Annotated in this window: 33 protein-coding genes and 1 pseudogene; 17 read left to right on the top strand and 17 right to left on the bottom strand. The window is 62.0% G+C overall.

Features of this window, described 5'->3' with window-relative positions:
- The first annotated feature begins 42 nt into the window (after positions 1-42).
- The 15 genes from DEQ92_RS20335 (at position 43) to DEQ92_RS20280 (ending at position 6030) form a co-directional block, all read left to right on the top strand.
- The gene (locus tag DEQ92_RS20335) at positions 43-819 is read left to right on the top strand and encodes an AAA family ATPase (protein WP_115821626.1); all 777 of its coding nucleotides are present in this window, start codon (positions 43-45) and stop codon (positions 817-819) included.
- Entirely contained in the window at positions 809-1027 is a 219-nt protein-coding gene (locus tag DEQ92_RS20330; RefSeq protein ID WP_147299518.1) for a hypothetical protein, read from the top strand. Before DEQ92_RS20335 ends, DEQ92_RS20330 begins: the two co-directional genes overlap by 11 nt.
- The gene (locus DEQ92_RS20325) at positions 1020-1256 is read left to right on the top strand and encodes a hypothetical protein (protein ID WP_115821624.1); all 237 of its coding nucleotides are present in this window, start codon (positions 1020-1022) and stop codon (positions 1254-1256) included. Before DEQ92_RS20330 ends, DEQ92_RS20325 begins: the two co-directional genes overlap by 8 nt.
- Before the next feature lie 166 nt (positions 1257-1422).
- The gene (locus DEQ92_RS23500) at positions 1423-1590 is read left to right on the top strand and encodes a hypothetical protein (RefSeq protein WP_158547639.1); all 168 of its coding nucleotides are present in this window, start codon (positions 1423-1425) and stop codon (positions 1588-1590) included.
- Positions 1551-1883, top strand: coding sequence for a hypothetical protein (locus tag DEQ92_RS20320; RefSeq protein ID WP_158547638.1), 333 nt, complete (start codon positions 1551-1553; stop codon positions 1881-1883). The genes DEQ92_RS23500 and DEQ92_RS20320 overlap by 40 nt, the downstream gene beginning before the upstream one ends.
- The gene (locus tag DEQ92_RS20315) at positions 1880-2164 is read left to right on the top strand and encodes a hypothetical protein (protein WP_115821622.1); all 285 of its coding nucleotides are present in this window, start codon (positions 1880-1882) and stop codon (positions 2162-2164) included. The genes DEQ92_RS20320 and DEQ92_RS20315 overlap by 4 nt, the downstream gene beginning before the upstream one ends.
- A complete protein-coding gene (locus tag DEQ92_RS23495) occupies positions 2161-2337 on the top strand; it encodes a hypothetical protein (protein WP_158547238.1) in 177 nt (58 codons plus the stop codon). Before DEQ92_RS20315 ends, DEQ92_RS23495 begins: the two co-directional genes overlap by 4 nt.
- A complete protein-coding gene (locus tag DEQ92_RS20310; RefSeq protein WP_115821621.1) occupies positions 2330-2830 on the top strand; it encodes a DUF1643 domain-containing protein in 501 nt (166 codons plus the stop codon). Before DEQ92_RS23495 ends, DEQ92_RS20310 begins: the two co-directional genes overlap by 8 nt.
- Positions 2831-3008: 178 nt before the next feature.
- A complete protein-coding gene (locus DEQ92_RS20305; RefSeq protein ID WP_115821620.1) occupies positions 3009-3356 on the top strand; it encodes a hypothetical protein in 348 nt (115 codons plus the stop codon).
- Positions 3349-3600, top strand: a complete 252-nt coding sequence (locus DEQ92_RS20300) for a hypothetical protein (protein ID WP_115821619.1) — start codon at positions 3349-3351, stop codon at positions 3598-3600. Before DEQ92_RS20305 ends, DEQ92_RS20300 begins: the two co-directional genes overlap by 8 nt.
- On the top strand, positions 3593-3838 hold the full coding sequence (locus DEQ92_RS20295) for a hypothetical protein (protein ID WP_147299517.1): 246 nt from the start codon (positions 3593-3595) through the stop codon (positions 3836-3838). The genes DEQ92_RS20300 and DEQ92_RS20295 overlap by 8 nt, the downstream gene beginning before the upstream one ends.
- Entirely contained in the window at positions 3835-4182 is a 348-nt protein-coding gene (locus tag DEQ92_RS20290) for a DUF3307 domain-containing protein (protein ID WP_115821617.1), read from the top strand. Before DEQ92_RS20295 ends, DEQ92_RS20290 begins: the two co-directional genes overlap by 4 nt.
- Positions 4183-4329: 147 nt before the next feature.
- Positions 4330-4563 carry a hypothetical protein gene (locus tag DEQ92_RS23295; protein WP_147299516.1) on the top strand — a complete coding sequence of 78 codons (234 nt, stop codon included), beginning with the start codon at positions 4330-4332 and terminating at the stop codon, positions 4561-4563.
- A 319-nt stretch (positions 4564-4882) separates the two neighbouring features.
- Positions 4883-5650 (top strand): ParA family protein, encoded by a 768-nt coding sequence (locus tag DEQ92_RS20285; protein ID WP_115821616.1) that lies wholly within the window; start codon positions 4883-4885, stop codon positions 5648-5650.
- The gene (locus tag DEQ92_RS20280) at positions 5647-6030 is read left to right on the top strand and encodes a hypothetical protein (protein WP_115821615.1); all 384 of its coding nucleotides are present in this window, start codon (positions 5647-5649) and stop codon (positions 6028-6030) included. The genes DEQ92_RS20285 and DEQ92_RS20280 overlap by 4 nt, the downstream gene beginning before the upstream one ends.
- A 196-nt stretch (positions 6031-6226) precedes the next feature.
- Here DEQ92_RS20280 and DEQ92_RS20275 read toward each other — a convergent pair whose 3' ends face one another.
- Positions 6227-6511: a hypothetical protein gene (locus DEQ92_RS20275; RefSeq protein WP_115821614.1), complete on the bottom strand. Its 285-nt coding sequence runs from the start codon at positions 6509-6511 to the stop codon at positions 6227-6229.
- The gene (locus DEQ92_RS20270) at positions 6504-6767 is read right to left on the bottom strand and encodes a hypothetical protein (protein ID WP_115821613.1); all 264 of its coding nucleotides are present in this window, start codon (positions 6765-6767) and stop codon (positions 6504-6506) included. The genes DEQ92_RS20275 and DEQ92_RS20270 overlap by 8 nt, the downstream gene beginning before the upstream one ends.
- A 288-nt stretch (positions 6768-7055) precedes the next feature.
- Here DEQ92_RS20270 and DEQ92_RS20265 point away from each other — a divergent pair, with 288 nt between their 5' ends.
- A complete protein-coding gene (locus DEQ92_RS20265; RefSeq protein ID WP_115821612.1) occupies positions 7056-7775 on the top strand; it encodes a site-specific integrase in 720 nt (239 codons plus the stop codon).
- Between the two features lie 82 nt (positions 7776-7857).
- Here DEQ92_RS20265 and DEQ92_RS20260 read toward each other — a convergent pair whose 3' ends face one another.
- The 8 genes from DEQ92_RS20260 to DEQ92_RS20225 all read right to left on the bottom strand — a co-directional run bounded on the left by DEQ92_RS20260 (position 7858) and on the right by DEQ92_RS20225 (position 16690).
- Positions 7858-9591, bottom strand: a complete 1734-nt coding sequence (locus tag DEQ92_RS20260; RefSeq protein WP_115821611.1) for a LamG-like jellyroll fold domain-containing protein — start codon at positions 9589-9591, stop codon at positions 7858-7860.
- The gene (locus tag DEQ92_RS20255; RefSeq protein WP_115821610.1) at positions 9592-10041 is read right to left on the bottom strand and encodes a hypothetical protein; all 450 of its coding nucleotides are present in this window, start codon (positions 10039-10041) and stop codon (positions 9592-9594) included. It lies immediately after the preceding gene.
- Positions 10042-10078: 37 nt separating this feature from the next.
- Positions 10079-10357, bottom strand: a complete 279-nt coding sequence (locus DEQ92_RS20250) for a hypothetical protein (RefSeq protein ID WP_115821609.1) — start codon at positions 10355-10357, stop codon at positions 10079-10081.
- Positions 10358-10431: 74 nt separating this feature from the next.
- On the bottom strand, positions 10432-10740 hold the full coding sequence (locus tag DEQ92_RS20245; RefSeq protein ID WP_115821608.1) for a hypothetical protein: 309 nt from the start codon (positions 10738-10740) through the stop codon (positions 10432-10434).
- Between the two features lie 167 nt (positions 10741-10907).
- Positions 10908-13628: a fibronectin type III domain-containing protein gene (locus DEQ92_RS20240; protein WP_115821607.1), complete on the bottom strand. Its 2721-nt coding sequence runs from the start codon at positions 13626-13628 to the stop codon at positions 10908-10910.
- A gap of 1 nt (position 13629) precedes the next feature.
- Positions 13630-14910: a glycine-rich protein gene (locus DEQ92_RS20235; RefSeq protein ID WP_115821606.1), complete on the bottom strand. Its 1281-nt coding sequence runs from the start codon at positions 14908-14910 to the stop codon at positions 13630-13632.
- Complete coding sequence (locus DEQ92_RS20230) at positions 14911-16038, bottom strand: hypothetical protein (protein WP_199522946.1); 1128 nt, start codon at positions 16036-16038, stop codon at positions 14911-14913.
- Between the two features lies 1 nt (position 16039).
- Positions 16040-16690 (bottom strand): hypothetical protein, encoded by a 651-nt coding sequence (locus tag DEQ92_RS20225; protein WP_115821605.1) that lies wholly within the window; start codon positions 16688-16690, stop codon positions 16040-16042.
- Positions 16691-16784: 94 nt separating this feature from the next.
- Here DEQ92_RS20225 and DEQ92_RS20220 point away from each other — a divergent pair, with 94 nt between their 5' ends.
- Complete coding sequence (locus DEQ92_RS20220; protein WP_115821604.1) at positions 16785-17003, top strand: hypothetical protein; 219 nt, start codon at positions 16785-16787, stop codon at positions 17001-17003.
- On the opposite strand, the gene DEQ92_RS23290 is transcribed toward DEQ92_RS20220, so the two are convergent.
- The 7 genes and pseudogenes from DEQ92_RS23290 to DEQ92_RS20185 form a co-directional block, all read right to left on the bottom strand.
- Positions 17004-18146: a hypothetical protein gene (locus tag DEQ92_RS23290; protein ID WP_147299515.1), complete on the bottom strand. Its 1143-nt coding sequence runs from the start codon at positions 18144-18146 to the stop codon at positions 17004-17006.
- 123 nt (positions 18147-18269) lie between these two features.
- Entirely contained in the window at positions 18270-18821 is a 552-nt protein-coding gene (locus DEQ92_RS20210; protein WP_115821602.1) for a hypothetical protein, read from the bottom strand.
- Between the two features lie 2 nt (positions 18822-18823).
- Positions 18824-19744, bottom strand: a complete 921-nt coding sequence (locus DEQ92_RS20205; protein WP_115821601.1) for a phage tail tube protein — start codon at positions 19742-19744, stop codon at positions 18824-18826.
- 34 nt (positions 19745-19778) lie between these two features.
- Positions 19779-20249: a hypothetical protein gene (locus DEQ92_RS20200; RefSeq protein WP_115821600.1), complete on the bottom strand. Its 471-nt coding sequence runs from the start codon at positions 20247-20249 to the stop codon at positions 19779-19781.
- Positions 20246-20665 carry a hypothetical protein gene (locus DEQ92_RS20195; RefSeq protein WP_115821599.1) on the bottom strand — a complete coding sequence of 140 codons (420 nt, stop codon included), beginning with the start codon at positions 20663-20665 and terminating at the stop codon, positions 20246-20248. The genes DEQ92_RS20200 and DEQ92_RS20195 overlap by 4 nt, the downstream gene beginning before the upstream one ends.
- A 2-nt stretch (positions 20666-20667) precedes the next feature.
- Complete coding sequence (locus tag DEQ92_RS20190; protein WP_115821598.1) at positions 20668-21369, bottom strand: hypothetical protein; 702 nt, start codon at positions 21367-21369, stop codon at positions 20668-20670.
- A gap of 6 nt (positions 21370-21375) precedes the next feature.
- A pseudogene (locus tag DEQ92_RS20185) lies at positions 21376-21841 on the bottom strand (hypothetical protein); the annotation flags it as partial.

Below are 21841 nucleotides of genomic sequence, written 5' to 3'. Positions count from 1 at the left end.
CAACATTTGAACATGAATTCAGACAACACAGACACGTGCGAGATGCCAGACCACGCTGGCCCTCACGAGGGGCTTGCAGTAGTCCAAACGAACGGCGAACAGACAGTCCTCTGCGAGCGCTGCCGCGACGGCCTCCAGAACACGACCATCGTCAGGCACCTCGACGACCAGCGCACCGGCGTCGTGGTGGTCGGCCTCCCTGGCGCGGGGAAGTCGACCGCGGGAGAGATACTCGTCGACGAACTCGACGGGTTCGAACTCGAAACAGGTGACATCGTCCGCGAGGGCGCGTGTGACCACTTCGACGTCGCGTCGACTGAAGCGCTGTCGTCAGACGAACTTGGCGACTATTCGACGATGCGGCGGGACGTCGACGGCGGCGACTACGTCGCACACGACGTGATCAAACGCCTCGAGGCGACCGACGCGTTCCCCGACCAGCCCGCGGTCGTGATCGGGATGCGCGACACCGAGGCGCTCGTCGCTCTGGAGCTGTGGTTCCACACGCTCGAAGTCGTCTGGGTGCATGCCCCGTTCGACGAGCGCCTCGACCGACTCCAGAGCCGTGGGCGGCAGGACGAGAGCGACTTCGGCCAGGAGGACCTCATTCGTCGCGACGGTCGTGAGTCCATGTGGGGCACGCCCGAATGGGCGTTCTGGGCCGACGCGAAGGTCTGGAACGGCCACAGTCCCGAGATGCTCGAACAGCGGGTCCGGGCGGTCGCGTCGCGGTTCACGTTCTCGTCGCGCCCAGAGTTCAATGCACGCACCGAAAGCTCTGAGCGCATGGCGCGCATGGAGGGACATGATGAAGCTTAGCGACCTGTTCAAGCTCCCAGACATCCCGTTCGTCGGAGGGTTTGTGGTCCTCGCGCTGGCCCCTCGGACGCTTTCGTTGGACGTCGCCGGCGTCGGGCTGATCGCTGTCGGCCTGGCGCTGTACCTCCGCGAGGACGTTCGACAAGCACGCAATGAACGAGAGGAACGCATGGCGCGTTTGTCGCGCATGGAGGGACATGATGACTGAGAAACGACTGCTGGCCGAGTGGACAGACCGCCCGTACGTCTCGGTCCGCCGGCGCAACGCCGTCGTCGAGCACCGCATCCGGCTGCTCGCGTACGACCACGGCGGTGTCGACGTTGTCCACGAGGTCCGGTCGGACGACGACCGCGCGAAAGAGCCCGCAGAGTGGACGCGTCGCGAGGCGCACGAAGTCCGCGGCGGCCGAGTGACGAAGGTCGGTGGTGAGCGATGAGTCTATTCGAGGCCCCTGATCTCTCCTCGAACGGCGTGAGCATCGTTCCCCGAGTGGTCGATTGGCCGTCAGCCTCGTATCGAAAGCGGGGTGGGCGCCGCCACCTCGACATCATGGCTCCAATCACGCCGAGCCGTATGGTGTGGGTCTACTGGAGTGGTCGAAGATGAGCAAGAACCTCGAGTTTCGAACGGAGCTTCGAGAGCTTCTCGACGATGACGACGTCGAGGACGCTGAGATTGTGCGGTTCGTTCTCAACCATGCGTGGAACCAGTGGCCCCACGCGTTCGAGCGATGGCTCGCGAAGAAGCGCCGCTACGGAGGGTTCAACTGATGGATTCGAGCACGGAGGCCCAGCAAGTCGACGGCCGCATAGTCGAGGAAACGTGGAACGAGAAGCAGATGGGAGTTCGCGTCGAGCGCTGTATTCGGAAACACCCAAACGGCGACATGAAACGAATCCGTGTCTTTCGGAAGGAGAAAGCTCGGTTCGCTTCGCTCGACGGCGAGGGAGAGACAGTCAGCGAGAAGCACCGAGAACTGGTAAACCTCTCTCCACAAGCGGCGACGGAAGTTCTGTTCGGGCTCGCAGAAGCGCACGGCTACCGACTGGAGGAAAAGCGATGACGGTTGAAAATCTACACATCGACGATGATCGCGGTCTCTGGATACCACCACGACTCCGCAAGTTCGACCAGCAGGTCGTGTTCAGGACGCCAAGCGGGACTATCCAACACTTCGGGACAGAACCGCTCGACGCCTACTACGGTATGATTGACGAGAGCCATTTCGGAGACATTGACCAACTGGACGGTGCCCGGAACCCACACCTCGAACCGAACCGTGTGTCTATCAAGCATACTGGTAGAGATGCTGAGACGTTTGACGTGGAGGGCGTTGTCGAATGACTCTCTACAGATGTCCGCGATGCGGCGACGAGACGGCGACGAACAGCACGTGCGCGGGGCCGTTCGAACTCCCGCCGACGCTTTACTGCGTCCACGACGCAACCGGTGAAGCTGTTAAGATGCGTGTGGAGAGTGAGGCAGACCTCCGTGAGGAGGTGATGGTCGATGAGTGAGTTCGTCGACAACCGCGCCGACGCGGTTCTTTCTGACGACGGGACGTACCGCTACCGACTCTCTCGAACGTGGAACACCGATAAGCCGGCGGTCGCGTTTGTGATGCTGAACCCGTCGACGGCTGACGCGACCAGCGACGACCCGACGATTCGGCGCTGTCTCGGCTTCGCCAAGGACTGGGGATTCGGCTCGCTCGTTGTCGCCAACCTGTTCGCGCTCCGAAGCACGGACCCGGCGGTGCTGGCGGGCCACACGGACCCGGTCGGCCCCGAAAACGACGCGTACCTACAGGACGTGTGCGACAGCGCCGAACAGGTCGTCGTCGCGTGGGGTGCGAAAGGGTCGCTTAACGGGCGCGCCGAGGCAGTCGCCGACCTGCTCGACGACTACGACCTCTACGCGCTCGACACGACCAAGGCCGGTCACCCGGCCCATCCACTCTACCAACCGGCAGATGCCGAGCTGACGAACTGGGTCGGTGATCAACTGTGACTGACGCTGCTCCCGCTCGCTGCGACTACTGCAGTCTCCCAGCCGTCTGCTCTGGTGCAGACCTCGTGTACCCGCGGAAACGCTGTCCGCGGTGCTGTCGCGAGCATCGACAGTTCGGTGGCGTCCATGGTCCCGACGACTACCTCGCCGGCCACGTAGCCGCGGAGGCGGTTGAGATATGACTGACGAGAAGCTCGAAGAGAACGGGCCGGGGTGGATGCTACAACCGCATCCGATGACGAACGAAGACTACGGCCGGTTGGTCCGCGAGATGTATCGACTACGCGACCCGCTCGCCCCACCACAGGACGAAGCGGCCGAACGCCCCACCGAGGGCGACACCGTCTGCATCGATCGGGGCAACGAGCCCGGCGAGTTCCGCGGCGTCGTCGAGGACGTCGCCTCCACGAGTCACGGCGGCCGGATGCTCGTCCGCTGTACCGAGTCGTCGTGCTCGAAGGCCCACGAGGAGATGGTTTACTCGGTCGGCCTGAGCGCCGACTGGACGGTGGTCGACGATGACTGAAGACGACGTCAACATCGACCGAGCGGTGATGATCCTTGAAGATAGGGTCTGGGATGGCGACGATGAGCAGGCGCGTCGTGATGCGCTCGAACACCTCGATGCGGTTCCGAAGTCAGCCCTTCGAGACCTTTGCGAGAAGTACCAAGAGCGGTATGAAAAGGCCCAAAGTGCTGGTTTCACCGCGGAGTACACGATGATCGAGGAGTTCCTCGAAGACCTCAACGAGGTGATCGACGATGCCTGAGTGCATAGTGTGCGGCGTCGGCTCCAGAGGCGCGCTCGTCGTCGAGTGCGACGATGGCGAGTACCGCTGCCGGGACTGTCGCTCGGATGACTACTGCGACCGCTGTCACTCGCCAACCGATGCGACGCTCATCGACGGGACGTTCCGCTGCGAGAGCTGCCAGGAGGCGAAAGCGAAACAGCGTCGACGCGAGTCGCGCGACGCGAACCAACAGGGTCTCGAGGCGTTCGACGCATGAGCGACGTGACACTCTATGCGCTGGCGGCCCACGCAGCGGGCGACTTCCTGCTGCAGACCGACCGGCAGGCCGCAGAGAAGTTCGACGATCCTGCCGTCCGCACAGAGCACGTCGCGGTCTACACGAGCTGCTTCGCACCGGTCGCGATGGCCGCCGACTGGAACCAGCGCGGTACCCTCGCGTTTGTAGTCACGCTCTTCGGGACGCACTTCGTCATCGACTCGCAGCGCTGGGCCGACGATTCCGAGGCGTTCCCGACGTTCTCGGTGTGGCGCGACCAGGCGCTTCACGTCGTCGCGCTCGCTGTCGCGGTCGCTCTCGCCGAGGTGGTCAACGATGACTGACCATCCCGACTGGCGAGAGACGTGTACCGAGTGCGGCGGCGATGTCGATGTCGCTGACGTCCCTCACCAGCTCGTGCTTGAGTGCGTCGCCTGTGGTTACTGGACGCGGCCCGGATGGGACCTGATGTATCCGCCAGCGAGGGTCATATGACTGACCGGCCTGACGGTGCACTTTCGGGCGTCATGTGGGACCTCAACCGCCGCCTCGACGCCGGGCAGAACCACGCGCTCGTTGAGGGCGCTCCCGTTGACGCGATGCCTATCTTCGAGGGGTACGACCGAGCGCTTCACCCATGGGTGCGTGGCTGGCGACCTGGTGAGCTTCGTGAGACGATTCGAACTCGATGGACACGGCTGTCCTCGCGATTACGTCTCGAATAAGTTTTTGTGCAGCGACGCCTCGTTATTCCCGAGGCGGCTGCGGTCCACGACGCCGGTACTGATTGACAAGCCAGACGGCGGTGTGGATGATCGTAGCCGTCGCTCCTACTGCGTGTAGTATCTCAATGGGACTCATTAGGTCCGCCTGGCGCACTTGCGCCGATAATCACCACGTGGTCCCACGTAAAAATGGCCCCGATTTGGACTCACCACAATATGTTGTTCGCACGCATTAGCGCGCGTACGCGTATTTATCGGCGTTTCCCACGTCTGACGTGGTTATTTGAGTGCATGGAACGACGTGCATGACGAGCATGCAATGACAATTCGAATAGGTGTGACGAACCAGAAAGGCGGCGTCGCGAAGACGACGAACACGATCAACATCGCGGGCGCGCTCGCAGATCGTGGCCTCGATGTCCTCGCCGTCGACGCCGATCCACAGGGCTACCTCACGCATCGCCTCGGCTTCGAAGACGAGTACACGGCCGACCCGCCGACGTTCTACAACGCCTTCGCGAGCCCGAACGACCACGACGTCCGCGACCTCGTCGTCGCTCACGATGAGTTTGACGTGCTCCCGGGGAACATCGATATGTTCGCGCTCGAGCAGGACCTCATCGCGAGCGGGATGCGGCCTCGACAGCGACTCCAGATGCTGTTCGACGACGTCGACGATTGGGACGTGATCATCTTCGACGCCCCGCCGTCACTCGGCCCGATCAACGACAACGTCGTCCTCGCGACCGAGAACCTGCTCGTCCCCGTCCGCGCTGACGAGTCATCGAAGCTCGCCGTCCAGCACCTGCTCCGACAGCTCGACACGCTCGACGAGAACTACGGAACGAACGTCACCATCTCTGGTGTCGTCGTCTCCGACGTCCACTATCCGCTCGACAACGAGCAAAAGCGGATGCTGGAGTGGTACGAGGAGCGCTTTGAGGGTCGTGTCCCCGTGTGGGTTGTCCGCCACCGCGCCGCCATCGAGCGCACGGTCAACGCTCACTGCTCGATATTCGGTGACGAAGCAGAGGACACGGATATGACCGACGTCTACGCGGCTATCGCGGAGGAAATCGACCAATGAGTGAAGACGAGATCAACAACCGCCTGAGTCGACGCCTTGGTGGCGACGCCGGCGACGACCAGGACGAGAGCGACGACGCACCGAGTGAAGAGAACGCAATGAACGCAGAGAATGACGTGCGCGTACGGAATCCATGGGACGCAGAGCGTGTCAAGAGCGCGTGGAACGGAATGACGTTCTACTTACCTGACGCGATGAAGGACCGTCTCGACACGGAGTACCAGCGACTCACCTACGAGTGCGACTTTGAGTTCCTGAAAGACCGCCATCTGAAGCCGCTCGTGATTGAACACGGCCTTGACGCCGTTTCAGAGATGGATCCCGACGACGTCCACTCCGCGCTCGCGGACCTCGAACGCGAATATTCGACTGAGGTGTAGTCTCTCTATCGCGATATACGGTTTGTATCGCTGTTGAGTATGAAAAAGGCGTTTGGATCCTATTCTTCGACGGGCGTATCCGGGGGTAAGCGTACGGAAAACGGTGGTTCTGGGGTTAGTGTACTGCCACTCGTCACGATAAAGTCACTTATTCTGAAACGTGCCAGTTGAGTATGAAAAATGAGCAGCGGAACAGCTACACAGTTAGTGGAGTCTTTGCGGAGACCGAATCCCAGATAAGTGCGCCTTCAGCGAGGACGAGTGCGAGCGCTGCGAGCACGCGAAGCAGGACGAAGCCATCGGTGATCACGTCAGTCCCGAGCAGAAGTAAGCCGAGCGAAACGAGGACCAGCGTAAGAAGCCGCAATCGAGAGACCTTACGAGGATAGAAGTGGAGGATAGCAGAGGCAGCGATAAACCCCACAGTACTCGCCGACATCATCAGTGCGTTGACGGCGTCGAGAACCACCGCCTCAGTCATCGTTGCCTCCCGTCGAGTCGTCGGCATCCTCTTGTGCATTGAACCAACCCTGAACCGCGCCAGAGAGCGCGCCGGCGAGCTGGGACTGCCGTCCAGCGACGATGTCGACTCCCAGTAGAGCGGACGTCGATGCGCCGAACCAGAGGATCTGTGTTTGAGTGAGCGTTGCGAATCCGAGGGCGTCGGCGAGCAGCGCCGCGGCGAATGCGACCGCGAAGATGAAGCCTGCCCACGCCCGGGCCTTTTGCTTGTTCATTCATGGGTTCGAGGGTCTGTGGTTGGCCGCGCCGGCCCCTCTCGTCGGCGCGGGCGTTCGAGTGTGCTCGCCCGTCGACATGGTCGACCGAGTCATCACACATCGCTGGCTTCCAAGGTTATTTGACAACCGGACTAGAAGAACAGAGCACGAAGCGCGTCGCTATTCTCTTTGAGGATGGCGGGGTGTAGAAGCACCCCACCGCGCTTCCAGGAAGAAGCATGACAAGTTCGCCCCTCTACACGCTTAGAAGTATCGCCATCAACCACCTTCAGACCGAGGTCGCCGATGAGTAAAGCCGTCCCGAAAGGCGGTCTCGTCGACCTCGAACGCGAGGTTCGACACTGCAAAGAAGACGCACTTTCGGACCGCGAGTTCGAACTGCTTGTCGAAGGAACGTACCGACTCGACGACGATTACTTCGCGCTCGAAGCTCGTTGGATTGTGTTCGCGGCCGGCCGATATGGGATGCGAGCCGGTGAAATCGCGCACATGCGCGAGTCGTGGATTGACTGGGATCGCGGGATGATTGAGATACCGCGCCACCAGCCGTGCCAGAAGGGCCGCGACGGCCAGAAGTGCGGCTACTGCCGGCAGGCGGCCGGTCAGATGGTCGACCACAATCCCGGTCTCGACTTTGAGACGGCCCTCGAATACATGTGGTCGCCGAAATCGCAGAACAGCCACCGCGACATCCCCATCGACGCGAACACCCGCGCTCGTATCGCGATGGAGCGTTATTTCGAGCGATTCGATAGGTTTCAAGCGAGCCGCGGCGTCGTCAACCGTCGGGTGACGCGAGCGGCGGAGGCTGCCGAGAGTGTCGACGCTGAAAGCCTCTACCCGCACGCGCTCCGAGCAACCGCGGCCAGCCACTATGTCGCCCGGGGAATCGACCTCATCGCTCTCAAAGCGATGTTCGGGTGGGAGTGCCTCTCGACCGGGCAGAAATATTTCCAAGACTCGGGCGAACGGACGCGGCGGGCACTTGAGCGACTCGCACGGTAGCGACTGACTCTCTTTTTTCGCCCGTTATTTTCAGAAAGGTTGGTGTCGGATTACCCTGTCAATACGCGCCTAGGATGTTGCGTTAGCCCAACATCTGTTTATCGACTTTATAGAACCCAACACCACCGTAAGGAGCCGAATCAAGATTTTCTTCGATGTATTCGGCTGCTGCGTACCACTGTCGTTCGTCATCGTTGAAGAACAGCGACAAGTCCCCGCCTTTGGCTTCTTTCACGTCTTCTCGGACGATTTCCCATGAATAGAGGTCTTCAGACCGTGCGAGTGCTGTTCCATAGTGGGGGTGGGCACTCGTATTGTCGGTGTGCATCCAATACACCCCGTCAATCATCTTGATGTCTGGGTCTCCCGTGTGCCACGAACGGTCAGTAATGTCCAAGGCGGTCCCAACTTTACTGAATCCACTCGTTGGCGATGTGCTGACGTAATGAGACAGCTTGTCAGACCCGACACCAACTGCCTCGTCTGGGTCTTCGGTGTAGAGATGGATTTCCCCAGTTGACTCTTCGTAATAGACACCGCCGTCTGGTTCGTCAACGATAGACGCTTGGTGAGTGAGGTTTCCGAAGTCGGGGCCTGAAAACACTCTGGTCTGGAACGAATCAGTCCCATAGACGTAATACGTACCGTCTATTTCTATCCAGTCTTGCAGCGTGAGCGTTCCATCGGGTGTGAATCCGCTTGTCACGTCTCCATTCACCCGCGTCCAGTCGGTGTCGTCGAGACTGCTTGCCGTCCAAAACTCGGTTTTTTCGCCCGTGCCGTTGTAGAGTAGAATCCGAAGCGGGTCCGATTCTGACGAGTCCCATCGTGGCACTGGGTCCGTGAATTTCGGGTTCGACGTGTCGATGTCTATTGTCGTCCCAGATTCGGTGTGGGGGCCGAGATACTGCGCGACAAAGGTTTCAGACGCAGGGAACGCATAGCGCCCCATCTCTCTCATCGCGGTGAGCGATTTGGGTTTGTCGTAAAGGCGCACCTCACCAACAGAACCCTTCCCTGCGTCGTCAACAGTCCCATTACCTGCAAATTTGGTCCCGATAGCAAGCATCTGACCGTCTTGGGCTTTCGGGATAGTCGAGACGTATTCGGTGTGCCATACCCGTCCGTTGACCATTATCGTCACACGGTGCGGGTTCGAAAGAGCCGGGTTAACATCTTGTTCGAACCGAACCGCGATATGGTACATCGGGCCGCGTCCAGTCGTCTGTGGTGCCGCAACTGCGTTACTACTTGACCCGTCACCCCATGCGAATTGAATGCGGTCATTGAACGGCGCAGAGCTGACTCCGAAAGAATTGGAGTGTGATATGAGGAGTTGAAACTCTGCTTGATTGTCTCCTTGGTTCCGTGGGCGTTTTTGGAGAAAAGTTGTGAAATTGCCGGGAGATGCAGTCGGTGAATAGACACGACAGAAAGCGGAGATGGTAAAACCGTCACCCCCAGAAAGGGCAGGGTGTGAGTTCGTTATGAGATAATCGTTTGAGTCGTGAAACTGGTACGCGTCAGAAACAATGCCGCGAGTCGTTGCAGAGTCCCCGTTAACCGACAAATCCGAGTCGCCAGCAAGGTCTTTGACCGTGCCACTCGACACATTATCAAACCGATAGTGGGTTACGAGACCGTCGTTGAGTCCAGCAGTCGAACTCGGTACGTAAACAGGTGACTCGTGCGTTCGTCCTGAGATGAGTGCCTTCTCTGCATTTAGCGATTCGAAGCTGATCGGAACCTTGTCTCCAGTGTCCCGATCGTAGCCGACGAGCTGTCCGTTTTCGTTCCGAATTTCGATGTCAGTCATTTAGGCCTCCGTGTCTGCAAGTCCGAATCCCGCGTTTGCTTCGATGACGAGCCGCCCGCCATCGTCCCACTCGATTGCGTCGAACCACGCTGTTCCCGACGCCGTCTCTGTCTCGTCCGACTCGACGTCGAGGACCGCTTCCGACGGCGTCGAAGTCGTCGTTTGCGTCGTTGTCGTCGTGGTGCCACCGCCGCCACCCGACGATGAATCGTCGTCGTCATCGCTGTCGTCGTCTGATGTTGTTGTGATCGTGGTCGTTGACGTCGCTGTTGCCGTTGACGTCGCAGAGACGGTTGTCGTCGTCTCCGTCGGGACGGCGATCGTCCGCGTCCCGTTGGTCCACGTCGACGTTGCCGTCTCTGTCTCGTCTTCCGTTCCGTTGCACCCTGCGAGCCCGGCCGTCGCCCCAACGACGACCAGCAACTCCCTTCGTGTGAGCCGAGCACACATTCTGTTTGCGAATCACATTTCACAGACATAAGCATACTCATGGACCTGCAGTATCACCAAAAGTCACTCCTGGCGTGCTAATCCCAGACTCGTCGTCGACGAGCAGCCACTGGTCTCCGTCACCGAGATAGATTTTCTCGTCGTTTTGGAGGTCGCTGGCGGTGACCTCTGCGACACGGCCGTCGGTCGGCGCTCGGCGCTGCAGCTCAGCTGTGTTCGATACTTCTTCAACCTCGTCGGCCATCACCCGCACCATCGTCGACAGCGGGATGTCCCCGTTGCTCAACGGTGCGAGATTTCTCGATTTGTCACTCATTGTGAATCATCCGTTCGCGCTCGGTCACGTCGCCGGAATCACGACGCGCGTCATTGCTCAGTTGTTTCAGTTGTTCAGAACAGCCGGGCCGCGTAGCCAACGATCGCGCCGGCGACGACACCACCGAAAAAGTAGTGCGGTTCCTGGGCGACGTCGGCGAGGACGGCCGTCGGAGCCTTCTTGTCGGCCCCGCGGAGCGCCGCGATGGCGATGCCCGCGCCAACAGACAACAGTCGCTCGTCGCCCGTTGCGCCGAACAGAAAGCCTGCCGCGAGGCCGAGGCCTGCCGCGTGTGGTTCAGCGTGATAGCTGAGGAAGCCATCAAACGCGTGTGAGTCTTCGCTGGGGCTGCCAGCGGCGATGAGCCAGTCTTTGAGTTTCATTGGTCTGGAAAACGGGTGGTGGGTGGAGGAGTGGGCTCGCTCGTGCGACTCAGCGAGTCGCAGCGGAGGTCATCGCCCAACAGAACGCATAAGCCATTGCCGCGGGATTGGTGGGTGCCCCTCGCCTCGGACATGGATGGGGCAACACCGTCCACCACGGTGTTTTCTCAGGCCCGCCGACTCACCGCCGACACACGGGACCGGATATCTCCGACGACGTCGCCCACCGAGTCCCGAGACCCGAGGCGGATGTTCGCACCGCCCGGAGAGGCTTCGACGTCTTTGGGTTGCCACGGGCCGAGCGCGTCGGGCAACACATCCGGGTCGATCTCCTCGAGGACAGACCATCCCGCAGGCACATCGCTAATCGAGAGCGTGCCCTCCTGGAGTGGCTCGTTCACCTGTTCGAAGATGACGAGTGCGGCGAGGCCACACGCCCGGTCGGTCGACAAGCCAGGGATGTCGACTGTCTTTGTCGTCTGGGCGGTCGCGGAGCCCGAGCCGTACGATCCTTTTGTCTCGTATTCGTAGTCGACTACGAACTCAACACCGTCGTCGAGGGCGCCCTCTGCAGTGGCCGTCAGCGTCCCTGCAGAGGCGTCGAGTTCGTAGTCGACACCACTCACGAACTGTTGGCCTGTGTCGGGGTCGATGACGGCTTCCTTCCCGAGGAGCAGGTTATCGTGGTCGAGCGACACCGCGTTTCCGGAGTCCGCGACGACGCGTTCGCCAGACCGTCGCTGCGGCGACCCTTTCACGACGATGCGCTCCCACTGGTCGGCGGTCTGGCGTTCGACCTCGAAGGACTTCGACGACGCCGACAGCGTCGACGAGCGTTGTCCCGACTGGGCCCACTCGATAGAGATCTGCCCGTCGTCGATCGCGACCTCCCAGTAGGCGTCTGCGCGGTCGGCGAGCGTCGCGAGAATCGACTCCAGCGAGTCGTCGAACCGCTCGTTGATGACGAGCGGAGTGTCCTCGAGGTCCGCGAAGAGGTCGACTTCCGTGAGCTCCTGGGCAGTGGTGTTGTCCGTCGGGAACGTCGATTGCGTGCCGTAGCTCCCAATCGAAACTCGGACTCGAAGCGACCCACCGGCGCTTGCGAACGACGTGTCGAGTGTTGAGGTGTTCGTCGCCGATGTCCACGTTGTTCCGAAGTCATTCGACAGGGCGATCGCTTGGTCACCCGACGTGTCGTCCATCGTCACTGTCACCTGTCCACCAACTACCGCGCGAACCGTCTCAACATCGTCGAACACGGCGTTGACCGTCCCCGGATGGGGTGTGGGTGCAGAGAGCGTCCCGCCGGCGTTCGTCGCCGCATCGGGATTGGGGAACGATGGCGGGTACTTCGTGTCGTAGACGCAGATGAGATCGGCAACATACTGCGACGAGCCCTGCACGTTGATCTGGAGTGTGTAGGTTTGGCCGGCGGTGAGGTCTTGGCCGATGACTTGCTGATATCCGCCAGACGAAGAGTAGTAGCTGTCCATCCCGACTTCGGTCCACCCAAGAGATTTGCTCGTCCCGGTGACCGAATCGATAGTTGTCCCATCCCATCTGATGTCGACGTCGGAGCCCCCGAGTAGCTCGTCGCGGATTTTGATACCCACGCGGTCGGCAGGGATGTCGTGGCCGAATGAGATTTCGAACTCGTCGAAGTGCGTCGGCGACGTTCCGTACCACGCCTGACCACGGTTGTACGCATCGCCGTCAATCGTGTCATTCTGACCCAAATCTCGCGAGTAAAGCGCGTCACGTGGGTCCGCAACCGGATGTCGAGACAGACCATTCGCCGTCGGCTTCAACGGCGACGTTGCCGGGATGGCTCGAAGCAGAGCGTTTTCGAGGTCGGTCGCACCCGCATAGCCAGCGACTTGGACGTCCTGTTCGGTGGTCGTGTCCGGTGCGTCGACGTTCGCGACGTAGCCCGTGTGCGTCTCAACGAGTGTCTCTGCAGCCGTGTGGATCTCTTCGATGTCGAACTCCGCTTGGACGCGCCCAGTCAACTCCTCTCCACCGGTCGCGATGAGCTGCGTCGCCGAGTCCGAGTGCGACCGCCGTTTGAGCGTGTCAATCGGGAGTTTCCGGCCGTCTTTCCACACGCGGATGTCAGCGTCGTCGAACGAGTCGAGCAACCACTTGTCGTTGCGCGCGACCGGAATGCGGACCTGTGGCTGCCCGCGAACGACCGGCGACCAGACCGGCGACCCCACGACCTGTGGAGTGAGCGTCCGCCCGGACGGATGGTCGACCTCGACGTACCAGCCCGACGACGGCACGCGACTCGTCTCGAGGCCACTCGGCGACGTCGTGACCGTGATGACGTTCGACGTCGCCTGGGCGTCCTCCGTGTAGGCCTCGATGCGGTAGCGATACTCGCTGGACGGCCGGACCGTGTCGTCGGTGATCGAGGTCATGTTGGGGTCGAGGTCCTTGAGCACGTCTTGGGCAGTCCACGACCCGACGCGCTTTTCCTCGCGGATCACGCGGAATCCATCCTCGTTGTCGGCGTTGTCGTCCCACGCAAGGGCGACGCTTGTTTGGCCGACGGTCGTGGTCCGGAGGTTCGCCGCGCCCGGGAACTGCGTCGTGATCGACTCAATGGCCGTCCACGCACCCGTGACGTGCTCGGTCTGGGTGCGGATGCGAACGTCGATTTGCTCGCCGTCTGGGAGTCCCGTGATGTCCGTCTGGGAGGCCCCGACCGCAATCTCGGCGTGGAGTTGCCACGCGTCCGCCGTGCCGTCGGTCGTCGTCCGGTACTCGACCCGGACGGCGCCGTAGTTCGTTGTGGGCGTCCAGTCGACGTCGACGGCGTCCTCGACGCCGTTGCCGAGCGTCGGCTGTTGGGCATCGGGAAGCGCGGTCGTGACTGTGATTGGCATGTTATTGGTCCTCCACGGCCATCTCGTTCGTGCCGGTGATGATGCGGATGTCGTACTGCTCGCCGTTGAGTAGGCCGCCGATTTCGTAGCTCGCCGTCGAGAGTGCGAGCCCGGTCGCAGCGGTCGTCCACGACGTGTCAGAACTGCGGCGGTATTCGACCGCTTGCGTGCCGTTGTCGGCGTTGACCGTCCACGAGATAGCGACCGACCCTGGCCCGATGCCAGTCGCTGAGAGTTCCGTCGCCGGCGGGAGGTCCGTTTGGAACGAGTCGCGCGCGGGGTCCGAATAGCCGCCGAGGTCGTCCCACGCATAAATGGCGACATAATTCGTCACGCCGTCGGGGATGTCCGCGTCAACGATGGTCGTCGAGGTCGCGTCTGCCGGCTCGGTCGCGACGAGCGTGTCCGAGAGACCGGCAGCGCCCGACTGCGAAATGAAAATGCGATATTCCGCCTCGGTCGTCGCGTTGTCAGTCCACGAGACGTCGACACTGCCGTCGGCTTGCTCGGTTAGCGACGGGTTCGTTGGCGCGTCTGGCTGCGACTCATAGGTTATCACCAACTCGCCATCGCCGTCACGGACGCCCTGCTCGTTGGCATCGAGGGTTGTGAGGCCGGCGACGTAGCTCGCCCCGCCACCGCCAGCGCCGCCGTCGAATTGCGAAACCGACCGTGTTGAGTCAGCACCCGCCCCACCGCCGCCGCCGTACCAACCCCCACCGCCACCGCCACCGCCGTCGCCACCGTTCCCGTCGCCCACGCCGCCGTCGCCGCCGACGCCGAACGCGCCATCGTCGCCGGATTCGGGGCCGTTATCGCCGCCAGTACCGCCGGCTGATTGCGTCCCCCCGTCGCCGCCCGGCACGTCGCCGTCGGCTCCATCGCCGCCGACGAGGCCGCCGCCAGCGCCGGCAGCGCCGCCGGTCGTCCACCCTCCCCCGCCGCCGGCAACCACGACACGGTCCGAAAGCGTCGACCCGCCCTGCCGGATGTCAGTCGCCCCGCCGCCTCCGCGGCCAGTGTCTGAATTCGAGCTACCACCGGTCCCACCACCGTTCCACCCTCCATCGGGAGCATTCGTCGGTTGTTCGCCGACATAAATGCGGAGCGTCTCGCCCGGCGTCACATCGAGGATTCCTTTCACCCGTCCGCCGCGTCCAGACGCCTCGTCGAACGCTTGTGCGCCGCGCGCTCCCCACAGTTCGACCTGAATTTGCGTGACGTCCGCCGGGACGGTCCACGTCTGTTCTGCGCCGGTGTACGAGAAAGTCTCTGTGGGCATCTATCGACGCACCTGCCATCGTTCGCGAAGGCCGAGTGACTCTTGGGCCGATTCGATCGACGTCGATGCAATCGGGCCGAGCAGCGTGATGAGTCCCGACGGCGTCGTCGTCGGCTCATTCGAGGGGTTCGTGAAGAGGACGTCCGTCGCCCCTCGCGAGAGCCGCATGTTCTGGGTGTGTTGGTCGCCCGACGCCGAATCCTCGAACAGGAGTTGCGCTTCAACCGCGACGGGGCCGATGTGCGTGAGGTCGACGTCGACGAGGTCCCAGTCCGAGGTGCCGAGCGACACGGTCGACCACTCGGAGTTGCCGGCGTCCCACGTCGCGGCGGTGATCGTCTGGGCCGCATCGTCCATCGTCAGGCGCACGAGCCCATTCTCGACGATAATCTCGCCGGCGAACTCGTGGGAGGGGACGAACACCTTCGCCCACTGGACGTTCGAGTCAGCGTCGAGTTTCGAGACGCCTCGCGAGTCCCACACGCGCGTGTCCGTCCGCCCGGCCTGGTCGTACGGGAGGTCGTAGAGAAGTTCGGTCTTCGTCGTGGGGGCGTCGGCCGGGTCGAAGACGTCAACGTCGCCGAACTGCGTGGTTCGCGTGGCGGTCGGCGTGGCAGACGTCCACGATTCCGAGTCCGGGTCGAACCACTTCGAGTTGCTCGCCGCCGACGGGAGTGCGAGCTCGCGTGTCTGGTCGTTCCCGAAGTCGTTCGCTACGTCTGCCGGAGTCGTCTGGAGGGAACGGAGGTGCGACGCCTTGGTGCCCGCCTCAGAAAGCACGGCGTTGATGCGGTGGATCTCGCCAACGACCTGGGCATCGAGCGGGCGCGTCGACCCAGATTCGGGGACGTAGTACCCGTCGAACTCGGTTTCGTTCGTGACGCCGAAGAACGGGATCTCCTGGTAGTCCGAGTTGAGGAGTTCCTTGAACGCGTTTGCGATGTAGTCTGAGCCCTCTCCGGAGACGAAGAACTCGAATCGGATCTGCCCTGGCTCCAGAGAGACCGCTTCGGCGACCGAGACGCCGCCGGAAAGCGCCGACTGGCTGGCGATGTTGCGTCGGCTGTCGCTGCCGAGCGCAGCCGTTGCTTCATCTCTCGATTTGAGTGTGTAGAGTCGACGACGCATGTTAGAAGGCCTCCTGAACCGCTTTGTCGATGGGGCCGGCGAACGAGCCAACGACGTGGCACGTGATCTGGACCTCGACGGTCGACGGTTCGTCGTCGGACTCCACTACCCGCGGCCCCTCTGGGATGTGAACCGGCCGCGGCTTGCCGTAGAGTCCCGCTTCCCCGTCGCTGCTGTATGTTCCGTCGTGATAGTGGCCGATGTGGAGGAACGCCGGATTAGCTGAGTCAGTTGTCGCTTCTTCGAGATACCGTCCGAGAACTGAATCTTGATCTCTACCGTCAGCACCAGTCGCATCGTACGCGGTCAACGTTGTCTCGTCTCCCGTGTCTCCCATTTGGAGGTACCCGAGGTCACCAAACTCAGTTTCCGATAGAGAGACGGTGATCTCGTACGACCGTGTCCCGGCCCCGGCGTCGATCACGAACCCTTTGCGGTTGGTCCCGACGCCATCGAGAGCCTGCTCACCAGTTTCGTCCTCAAGAACACCGATCAAGCGTGCCCCGAGTTCACCAACTGGTCCGACGAGATATTCGCGCCTGAGGTCGCTGACGAGGTTGAAGTCCTTCCTCAAGGAAAATATTCCAGTTCGTTGCTGGCCACCGAGGTTCGCGTCGACCTCGAGGACGGCTCCAGTAAGTCGTGTGGGCATGTTGAGTATGAAAAGTCGTTACTGCGGTCGTGAGTCGATTAGCGGGCTGTTCGTGGGGGTACGCTTATTCTGGCGGAGTAGAAAGTACCGTAAAATGTCAGAAACTGACTGGACTCGCCTGGCGAAATCGGCTGTGAAAGCCGCTGTTGCTTTGGCGTTGGGTGTCGTGCTTGCCGGCGTCTTCTTCGCCTACTTCCAGAGTCTGGTTTTAGCGATTCTCGCCCTAATCGCACTACCGATTGTGTACGTCCTGGCTAAGCGGTTGTTTGAGAAGTATATCGCAGGGACGTACGTGGTAGTTCAGGACGAATAATCACCGGCCACGTAGGGCCCGCTGGAGTGAATCGACATCTGATTCGACGCTGTCGAGACGCGACTCGATGTTGTTGACGTCTCTTCGGTGTGCTTGTTTTAGTTCTCGGATAATGCGATCAGTATCGAAGTTGAAGTTGTACGTCGGGCCGTAGTCGATGGTCGTTGAAGCGGTTGTAGAACCTCCCGATCGAGACCCCTGCGATGGTTGGCCGACAGGAGTGGTGTCTGTTGGAGTTACGCCGATTCTCCTGAGCAAATAGTTGGAAGCCTTTCGCTCGGACTCGGCGATACCGTCGCCCAGAAGTGGTGCTTCAACGTTGTCACGGAACCATTCACCCGTGCTTTTTGCACCACCACCGCCACCACCTGCGACAGAGAGGCTCATGTCGACTTCGAGAGGTGGAACATCTTCGACTTCAAGCACCGGTGTCTCGACACGCAGCGGCGAGGGGTCATCCACTTTGACTTTCCAGTCGGGGCGGTCGACGCCGACCGCGAACTCGGGTTCTTGAACAGCGAGTGGCGCCCAGTCTGGTTCTCGCACGTCGAGATCACTCGGTGTGTTGACGTCCACGTCGCCGGGCGATTCGACCTTGAGGGGGACCCACTCCGGTTTCGTGATCGAGACCGACGACCCACCGGTCGGCAGGAGGTCGCTGACCGCTTTCCCGAGGACCTCCCCGGCCGCAGTTCCGAGGATGTCGCCGATCGTATCGGGGATTTCACTCGCGACCGCACCAGCGGTTTCGCCCGCAGCGCCGCCGCCGGCCTCAACGAGGAGGTCACCGACAGCGCCCCCAATGAGGCCGCCGTCGTCCATTGTCTCAGCGATATCTCCGACAGTCTCCCAGATGTGGCGCTGGACTTCGAGCTGTTCAGCGGCGAGTTGCCGGCCGAGTGCTGCCTCCTTCGAGCGCATTTCGCCGTGGCGCTCGACTGCGTCGACGGCCGCGGACAACGAGAGGTCGCCCCCACCGACGCCCCCGCCGTCGACACGAGCTGCCGACGCGCCACCGGGTCGGACCGTGACATCGAGGTCACCGACCGTATCCTGGATGACGTCGCGGGTGTGCCGAAGGCTTGCGCGATCGACGTCGACGGCGAGCGTCGCGCCTGCACCGAATTCTTGGTCTTCAGCCATTAAGGAGCCCTCCAGTATTGTGGGAGACGATTTCCATTAATTCGAGGTCGCGCATCGAGTAGTTGCGAGCTTGTTCTGGCGGGTGACCGTGCGCCATTGCGAGGCCGACGAGGTAGTCAGCCGTCAGTTGCTCGTCGGCGTCTGGGACCGCGTCTCCGCGGGCGAACGCTTGGAGGCGGTCCCGGCGGGATTTCCCACCGTCGAGAGGCTGTTGATGCGGTTGTACGCGAACTTGACGAACGCGGCCGGAAGACCGCCCCCGACCGTCTCGACGCGCTCGTCGTACGATGCATCGCTGTCGTGATACGGTGCGTCGACGGTCCCCTGAGCGACCATGTGGATATTGACGACGCGTTGGGTCCGGTTCGTGATTTCGCTGAAGATTTCTGCGATTTCACCTGCAGAGAGCGCGGCGAACTCGAGGGTGTCGACAGAGTGATCCCAGACTTCGACACCGCCCTCACTCGGCGACAGATGAGCTTCGTCGCGCGCCCACCGAGCGCCACGCTGTTCGGCTTCGAGCGTCGTGATTCGTTGGTTGACCTGACCGATGGCGTCTCGCTTGTCCTCATCGGCGTCGATGAGGTCCTGCCTCGTCGCTTTGAGATCAGCCAGTTCGTCGTCGATGCGTTCGATTTCGTCGGTGAGGTCGTAGCGCTGTGTTCGGAGCGGCATAATTAGGCCACCGTGACGTCGTCGACGTTGTAGGTCACGGGTTCTGTGAGGTCGCTGTCGGCGGCGATGAGGTCCTGCCAGTTGTACGACTGCGGGACGAGTCCAGTCAGATTGTACGTCGTGGTCGTCCCCGAGCCGTTCGTCGTCGTGACGGTGCCGCCGACCGAGTCGAGACGGTCGGCTGGCGTCGTTGCGGCCGATGCACCGTACGCCCGCTCGACAGCCTCCGGTCCAGAGTAGATGGCCGTCGTCGAGAGCGTCGGCGTGACGTCTCCGATGACGGCGGCGACCGGGTGACGGTCCGCGCCACGATGGAATCGGGCGTTCGGCGAGAGCTGAAGCGTCGCGTTCTGAAGCTTCGAGACGGTCGCGCCGTCGACGCTGACATCGAAACCGTGGAAGGCGACGACGTCGCTGTCGGTGGGCTTCTGGACACTCGACGGCGTGATGCTCGTCGAAAGGTCCGGCTCGTCGCCGTAGATCATCGTCAGATCGAGGGTGACCGCCCCGCCCTGCTGGTAGGTGATCTGGGCGTTCGTGACGATGCACATCGCCAGCTCACGCTCGGTCGTGCCAGTTCCCGCGCCGTCGAGGTAGTCGACGCCGAGGTACCAGCGAGACGAAGGCATGCGGCCGGGCTCCCACCCAGTGTTCGTGTCGTTGTTGAACACGAGCTGATGCCAGTCGTTCGTCGAGAGTTCTCCCGAGATGCTAAGCGCCCCCTCGAAGTTCTGGGCGAGCGAGCCGACGCTCACGGCCGAGTCAGGGTCGCGAAGGCGACGCAGTTCATTCGATAGCGATGCTTCTCCGACGGTCGGGTTCTTGAACGGGAGGTAGAACGTCGCCGTCTCCGTGTCCGGGTCGCTCCCGAACGACGGTTCGGGCGTAAACGCTACGGTGCTGCTCCCAGCGCCGGCGCTCATCGTTCACCTCCACCGTGTGTGGAAAACATGGTTGTTAGCTGAAGTCGTCGTATCCGCGGAAGCGGATGTCAAACGAGTACTGGTAGAAATCTCGGTAGTTCTTCGAGTCGTTGCGCTCGTTTTCGAGGAGGATCGTGTGGTAGGTCGCCGGCGTCGACGTCGTGGGGTACTCGCGATGTGTGAGGATAGCGAGCCTGACGTTCCGGACGAGGGCTTCGAACGCATCGCCGTCAGCGATGTGGCCGCGCTGGTCTTCGTGGAGCCCCTCGATACGACAGGAGAGGATTGCGTCCTGCTTGTGTTCGTACTCGGTCCCGACGGCGGTGGGATCCGTTCGGACCGACCCGACGCCGACGAGGTTTGAGCGTTGAAGATCCTGCTTCCGAGACCGCATCCCGGCGTCGAGTTTGTTCGAGTCGTCGCGGTTGACCCGCTCCAGGTCGCTAGGGAACCCGCCCGCGAAGTCGGCCTGAACCCATCCGAGGACGTCTTCGACGAGCGTCATTGCTGGATCTCCTGGCGGAGGTCCTCGAGCCCGTTTCGGATCGCCCGGGACTCGGGGATTCCGCCGGTCTCACTCCCCCAGTTGACGGAATCTGTCTGAATCCACATGTCTTTCTCAGCCCAGTAGAAGTGTAAATTTCCAGTAATAGTGTGCGGCTCAACCCCCAGTTCGAAGAGGGCGGTGAGCCCTGGCCACTCAAGTCGAAGGTGGACAGAGCGACGAGTTCGCTCGACGACAGGGTCGCTGGCAGCGTCCCAGACGAAGGAGATGTCGTAGTCGTTCGCGGCGGCGTACGCCTTGAAGTTCTCCTTGATGGCGTCTTTCAGGAGTGGCCCATACTCGTCGCGAAGCGTTGCGGCGACGTTGGCGAGTAGCGCTTCCTCTGCGAGGTCCTCGAAGTCGGCTTCGAGTTCCATGGTCAGAGCGTTGAGAAACCGGTGTAGTTGGCCACCGTGTCTTCCCATTCCTCTTTGAGCGCAGCCCGCTTCGACCCGCGGCTCGTCAGCTGGCCGTCGTCCGGGAGTCCACGCTCGGAGTTGTCGTCGAGGGTGAGCCGCATTGCCGCCTTCGCTGCGACTGCCTCGGCGACGTCTTCGGGGACGCTTTCGACGAGGCCGTCAGTCATCGTCACAGTCTCGTCGAGCGGGCCGTAGCGATACGTCAGCCGGCAGAACCGCGTGTTCGGGTCGTCCCATGGCTTTCGGGAGAAGCGTCGGCGGTGGATCCGCAGGCGCTTGCGGCGATAGTCAAGTGTCCACGAGTCGCCCTCTTCGGCGGTGATGTCGTCCCACGAGTCTCGGCCATCGCGAACCTCGATCGCATCGCCTTCGACCGCGTCGATCGGGAGCGGTTGTTCGTCGAGGATGATCGTCGCTGGTGACCACGAAACGGCGTCTTGGACGTCGAAGACAGGCCATGTTCGCGGTTCGTTCGGGTCGCCAACGCGGACGGCGTGGAACGCTTTCCCAGTCTCGCGAACCCACGTCTCGGTGGCTGCGACTGCTCGGCGTTTCGCCCGGTCGCGCTCCCATTGAGCCGCCATCGACGGGTCGGAGTCGGTCGCGGCCGTGAGGACGGCCTCGACGCTTGCATACCGGACGTCGTCGGGCGCGGTCGACATGGGGGCTTACTCCTCGCCGTCGGTATCGGCGTCCGACCCGTCTTCGTCGTCCGCCACATCGGCACGGACACGTTTGAGTTCGTCCGCATCGGCGTCGCCGGCGTCGACGTCGACGGCGGTTTCGACGACTGCGGGCTCGAACCGGGTGAGGAACTCGGCCATGTCGGTGAGACCGGCGCTGTTGAGGTTGATCTCCGAGGCGTCGTCGCGGAGGAGCTTGACGATGTTAGAAGCCTGCGAGCGCGAGAAGCGCTGGATGTACTCGTCGCTCCGTTGTTGGGAGACCTCCGCAGCTTCGTCGCGCTCGATGCCGGCGATGTCCCGGAGTTGGTCGCGGTAGGGTGCCTCGTCGTCCTTGTCGTAGACGCGCCCGGCGTCGTCGAGGTCGAGTTTCTCGAAGAGCTTCTTGCGCTTGTAGCGGTCGAACCCTTCGTAGAAGACCTCTGGCGGGAGGTAGTTCCGCTTGAGGAGG

The sequence above is a fragment of the Haloferax sp. Atlit-6N genome (assembly GCF_003383195.1).
In the GTDB taxonomy this organism is placed as follows: domain Archaea; phylum Halobacteriota; class Halobacteria; order Halobacteriales; family Haloferacaceae; genus Haloferax; species Haloferax gibbonsii.
The sequence above is the reverse complement of the archived record's forward strand: the minus strand, read 5'-3'. Positions and strand labels throughout refer to the sequence as shown.